We start from the raw sequence: 4,866 nt of genomic DNA on the forward strand, positions 1-4,866 counted from the left end.
ACGACCCCCGTGTCAAATATGCCGCCTGAAACTTCATACTTCAGCTGGCCGGATCAATAGTAGTCGGTCACGTTGAAACACGAGGATAGATGCGAGCGCGCTTGCGGCGGGCATGCTGGGTAGTGAAGCGCCACTTGACGGGGGTTGCCTTGAGGTTGCGTTCGCGCACGTTGGCTTCGATCTGTTGGAGCAGCGTGTCCTCGTCGGGTATGCGCGGTGACAAACACATGTTGGACAGAACAGCCAACTCGATTTCTGCGATATTGAGCCAACTGCCATGCTTAGGGGTGTAATGGAACTCAAGCGTCTTGGCGATGGCGCGGGCCTCGTCGGGCGGGAAGGCTTCGTAGAACGAGGCGGGTTTATGCGTATTCAGGTTGTCGAGCACGACGCGAATCACCTCGGCATCCGGGTAGGTCTGGACGATATGCCGCATACAGTGGGCGAAGTCGATCTTGGTGCGCCGCTTGTGCACACTGCTTGTCCGTCAATTTAGGCGTCTTCCCCGGGCGCGGCCGGTCGTGCAAGGCCGCCTCAACGCCTTCCTCGACACCTCTTTGCCGGGTGTTGTAGATCATGGTGGCAGAAACTGCCAGGGCTCCCATGATTTCGGCGTCCTTGCCGCCGGCTGCCGCTTTCAACAAAATCCGTGCTCGCGTTTGCTTGCGCGCCGCGCTCCTTCCCTTGCGCAGCAAGGCTTCCAGCATTTCAACCTCATCATCCGTCAGCGTGACTCGATACTTGATGGCCGGCGCCGGCGCCGGCGTTGGCGGCATTCGCGGCATCGAGGAATTCCCGGTCATAGCGCTTGGCGCTGAATACGGCGATCTTCATCAAAGTGCTCCCAACAATTAATCTGAATTATATTGAGTCTATTGCCCGGAGGCTTGCCGGACCAAGGAGCGATGCGGCCCGTGGTTCGCGACTACCGTGGTCTGTTCCCCGCGCCATCGACGAGGCATGTCCAACCACGAGACTACAGGCGCATCCACGGTAAAGGCGCGTCGAGGAAGCGGCCCAGCTCGACGCCGAGCACAATGAACCAGACGAAGATCGCGATGCCAACGCCGGCGGCGGCGATGTCCTTAATGACCTTGATCTTCTCGTTGTGGCGCGTCTCGACAAAATCGCAGAGGGCTTCGATCGCGCTGTTGAAGATTTCGGCGACCAGCACGAATCCGGTCACGACGAGGATCAGCAGGAAATCCACCCAGGCGCGCGCGGCGAAGGCGACCGCCAGCACCACCACCGACGCGATCAGTTTGTAAGTGACCGACCAGTCGTAGAGCACGGCGTAGCGCAGCCCCGAAATGGCGGTCCGGATCTTGCGCAGCGGGTGGTAACCGGCGTCGCCGGTGCCGAGGAACTTGTGTCGCATTAGCTATTCTCCCGCCATGCCGGCAGGCGACGCAGGAGAACGACCCAAAGGGTCGCAAGCATTACGCCGGCGACGACATCGCTCGGAAAGTGGACTTGCAGATAGAGCCGTGAGGCGCCGACCAGAGACGCTGCAGCGAGCAGGACGGCAATTTCGATCCGGCCCGGCGATGCTCCCGGCCGCAGCAGCCAGGCCAGTGCGAAGGCGGTGACCTGCATGGCATGGGCACTTGGGAAACTGGCATCGTCCGGCATCGGGATCAGCGGCGGAAACAGATCCGGCCGCGGCCGCGCCGCGATCAGCTTGACCAAGTGCCCGAGCGCGGAGGCACCGATCAGCGCCAGCGTGACAAATGCCGCGTTCCTGTGGCCGCACCGCCGCCACCCGAGCAGCAGCGCCAGCAGCACTAGTACCGCCAGTGAACCGAGCCAGGTGACGGTGGCGAACAGGCTGTCAAGCCACGGGCTGCGTGCCGCATGGGCCAGCGCCAGGCCGGCGTGATCCCAATCCGCCAGTCGCGTTGGTTCCATCATTCAGCGCCTCCGTGTTGCATAGGGCGAGGACCTGCGCATGGGTCCAAGATGACTGCGCAAGGCTGCAATTTCATTCCGTAGCCCTGCGATTTCGGTCGCGGTCGTGTCGCGGCGGTCCTCGGCGCCTTCCTGGTGGATCGCATTCACGATGACCGCGATGAACAGGTTGAGCAAGGTGAAGGTGGAGGCCAGGATGAAGATCAGGAAGAAGATCCAGGACGAAGGATAAACGGCCATCACCGGGCGCACCACCTCCATCGCCCAGCCCTCGAGGGTCATCACCTGGAACAGCGTGAAGGCGCTGCTGCCGAGGTCGCCGAACAACGCGGGAAAGTCTGCGGCGAACAGTTTCGTCGCGATCACGGCGGCGACATAGAAGATGATGCAGATGATCCCCACCACCGAGCCCAGCCCAGGCAGGGCCGTGAGCAGGCCGCCGACCACCCGCCTCATGCTCGGCACCAGGGTGATCAGGCGCAGTACACGCAGGATGCGCAGCGCGCGCAACACAGCCAAAGGCCCTGAGGCGGGAATCAGCGCAATGGCCACCACCGTGAAATCGAAAACGTTCCACGGATCGCGGAAGTAGACGAGGCGATGGGCCAGCAGGCGCAGCACGATTTCGCCCAAGAAAACGGCAAGGATCGCCCGGTCGGCAGCACTCAGCCAGGAGCCCCACTGCGCCATCAGCGCCGGGCTGGTTTCCAGGCCGAGTATCACGGCATTGATCAGGATCAACGCTATCAGGCTGTTATGGATCGGCGCGGACTCCAACCAGCGGTCCAGCCGGGGGCGCCATCCTCCAGGAGTGTGCATTACGATATCCATCTTGGCTCCTCACTCGTGCGCGCGGCCTGCAGCCGCAGCACGCGCCAGCTTTTCCTTGCGCAGCGACATCCAGATCGAGATGCCGATGAAGGTGGCGACCACGGCCAGCGAGAAGCCGATCGGGATCTTGTAGAGGTCGATCAGCAGCATCTTGACGCCGATGAACACCAGCACCGCCGCCAGGCCGTACTTCAGCAGCGAGAAGCGGTCGGCCATGTCGGCCAGCAGGAAGTACATCGCGCGCAGGCCGAGGATGGCGAAGACGTTGGAGGTGAGTACAATGAAGGGGTCCGTGGTGATGGCGAAGATGGCCGGTATCGAATCTACGGCGAAGATCAGGTCCGAGATCTCGACCAGGATCAGCACAAGGAACAGAGGTGTCGCGTAACGCACGCCATCCTTCCAGACGAAGAACTTCTCACCGTGGAGTTCGTCGCTGATCTTCATGTGGCCGCGCAGCCAGCGGATCAGCGGGTTGTTTGCCATGTCGGGTTTTTTCTCGGCGAACCACCACATCTTGATGCCGGTGAACAGCAGGAAGGCACCGAAGATGTACAGCAGCCAGTGGAACTGGGTAATCAGCCAGGCGCCGGCGAAAATCATCACCGTGCGCAATACGATGGCGCCGAGCACGCCGAGCACCAGCACGCGCTTCTGCAGTTCCAGCGGGATGCCGAAGAACGAGAACAGCATCAGCCAGACGAAGACGTTGTCAACCGCCAGCGATTTCTCGATCAGGTAGCCCGTCACGAATTCCAGCGACTTCTGGTTGGCCACTTCGCGCCCGGCGCTGCCATCGAGATGCCACCAAAGTGCCGCGGCGAAGAGGAGGGATACGGAGACCCAGATCACCGACCAGGTCGCGGCCTCCCTGAAGGACACCTTGTGCTGCTTGCCGCCGCCGACCAGAAACAGGTCGATCGCCAGCATCACCAGGACGATGGCGAGGAAGCCCGCCCACATCCACCATGTACCGATTGTTTCCATTGCATGCTCTCCTTGCCAGATCCGGTTTGCCGTTCCGTCGGCAGCGCTGGCTGCAAACGGAACGGCCCTTTATCCAGCGAGGACGAAGGGCCGTGTTTTTGACAAGGGAACCTCCGCCATCGCGGCAAAGGTCTTGCTCGCGCCTGTCTAGCGACAAGCACCCGGGGCGCCGGGAAACCCTTCGACGACAAGGATTTCCGTATTGACGACGCCGCGGCGGAGAGCTACTCCCCCTTGGGACAAGCGCAATTTACTTAACTTGATAAAAACAGTCAAGTAATTTTTGAGCGCGGACTGACTTTCGGATCGAGCCGGATAGGCGCCGGAAGACGAGACGGCGACGATGTCGATCGTGGTGCCCCGCGCGGCGCCAACGATATCGGCAATCGGCGTCTGGGCGCCGAGCGAAAGGCACCAGGCTCCGCTGGCGGCGAGCAGTGCCTCGACCATCAGCAGGCCGAGCATATGCTCCTCGTCCTTCACCGTAGTCAGCAGGATTTGCGGTCGCGCGCCGCGGCCGCCCAGCCCGTGGATGGCCGAGCGCAGCAGGTGATTGCAATAAATAAAGCCTGTCGGAGCGGAATAAAGTCTGTCGGGCCGCTTGTTCTGCAACGCACAAATTGCGAGGGCGACTTTGTTGATTAGGTAAGACTCCTCAGTTCGCGCATGGCGACGGAAAGCATCGCCAGATCCAGTGCCGGGCCCGTTTTCAGGTCGGCCACCATTTCCCGCAGCCGGCTCAGGGGCGCATGGTTTGAAGCTTCCCAGGCGGCAAGCATCTCCGTCGCATCGATCCCGTCTGGCGACAGGCGTATGACGCTGGCGGTCAGCAGTCTCGTTTGCCGCGCCAGGTCATCGCGCAGTGCGTTGCGCGCCAGACCCTGCCAGTGCGTATTGGTGGAAAGCGCATTGATCTGATCGCCAAACCAGCGCATTTCCAGCTTCCCGACCAAGGCAAAATAGATCTCTGCGACCCGGTCGACGCCTTGCTCGCTGTCCGTCGCAATATCGACGATATCAAGTGCGGCGTATGACGGGTCCAGCTTCGCAACCTGCTCTGCGGTGCCGGCAGGCACACCGGCTGCTTCCAGTTCCGCCCGTCGTTCGTTAAGCGCATTCAAATCTCCGGCGTTCAGAAAT

The 4,866-nt window shown here is 61.5% G+C and carries 7 protein-coding genes and 1 pseudogene; all 8 read right to left on the reverse strand.

All coding sequences use genetic code 11. The annotated features are described in order from the left end of the window. Positions 1–67 precede the first annotated feature (67 nt). The gene (locus PROAA_RS19405) at positions 68–475 is read right to left on the reverse strand and encodes a transposase (RefSeq protein ID WP_425394011.1); all 408 of its coding nucleotides are present in this window, start codon (positions 473–475) and stop codon (positions 68–70) included. Then, on the reverse strand, positions 363–707 hold the full coding sequence (locus PROAA_RS19410; protein WP_425394012.1) for a helix-turn-helix domain-containing protein: 345 nt from the start codon (positions 705–707) through the stop codon (positions 363–365). The genes PROAA_RS19405 and PROAA_RS19410 overlap by 113 nt, the downstream gene beginning before the upstream one ends. Before the next feature lie 269 nt (positions 708–976). After that, positions 977–1,378 carry a diacylglycerol kinase gene (locus PROAA_RS11265; protein ID WP_186411436.1) on the reverse strand — a complete coding sequence of 134 codons (402 nt, stop codon included), beginning with the start codon at positions 1,376–1,378 and terminating at the stop codon, positions 977–979. Next, on the reverse strand, positions 1,378–1,911 hold the full coding sequence (locus PROAA_RS11270) for a phosphatase PAP2 family protein (RefSeq protein ID WP_186411437.1): 534 nt from the start codon (positions 1,909–1,911) through the stop codon (positions 1,378–1,380). Before PROAA_RS11270 ends, PROAA_RS11265 begins: the two co-directional genes overlap by 1 nt. Next, the gene (locus tag PROAA_RS11275) at positions 1,912–2,739 is read right to left on the reverse strand and encodes an ion transporter (RefSeq protein WP_245664251.1); all 828 of its coding nucleotides are present in this window, start codon (positions 2,737–2,739) and stop codon (positions 1,912–1,914) included. Between the two features lie 9 nt (positions 2,740–2,748). Further along, on the reverse strand, positions 2,749–3,726 hold the full coding sequence (locus PROAA_RS11280; protein WP_186411438.1) for a TerC family protein: 978 nt from the start codon (positions 3,724–3,726) through the stop codon (positions 2,749–2,751). A gap of 147 nt (positions 3,727–3,873) precedes the next feature. Further along, a complete protein-coding gene (locus PROAA_RS11285; RefSeq protein ID WP_186411439.1) occupies positions 3,874–4,338 on the reverse strand; it encodes a cobalamin-dependent protein in 465 nt (154 codons plus the stop codon). Positions 4,339–4,367: 29 nt separating this feature from the next. After that, positions 4,368–4,866: pseudogene (locus PROAA_RS11290) on the reverse strand (NAD-glutamate dehydrogenase domain-containing protein); the annotation flags it as partial.

Origin of the sequence: Candidatus Propionivibrio aalborgensis, from assembly GCF_900089945.1 — a bacterium.
GTDB classification, from domain to species: Bacteria; Pseudomonadota; Gammaproteobacteria; order Burkholderiales; family Rhodocyclaceae; genus Propionivibrio; species Propionivibrio aalborgensis.

Excerpts from the sequence above, each read along its gene's own strand:
- PROAA_RS19410 (WP_425394012.1), bottom strand. The coding sequence starts at position 707 with ATGCTGGAAGCCTTGCTGCGCAAGGGAAGGAGCGCGGCGCGCAAGCAA.
- PROAA_RS11265 (WP_186411436.1), bottom strand. The coding sequence starts at position 1,378 with ATGCGACACAAGTTCCTCGGCACCGGCGACGCCGGTTACCACCCGCTG.
- PROAA_RS11270 (WP_186411437.1), bottom strand. The coding sequence starts at position 1,911 with ATGATGGAACCAACGCGACTGGCGGATTGGGATCACGCCGGCCTGGCG.
- PROAA_RS11275 (WP_245664251.1), bottom strand. The coding sequence starts at position 2,739 with ATGGATATCGTAATGCACACTCCTGGAGGATGGCGCCCCCGGCTGGAC.
- PROAA_RS11280 (WP_186411438.1), bottom strand. The coding sequence starts at position 3,726 with ATGGAAACAATCGGTACATGGTGGATGTGGGCGGGCTTCCTCGCCATC.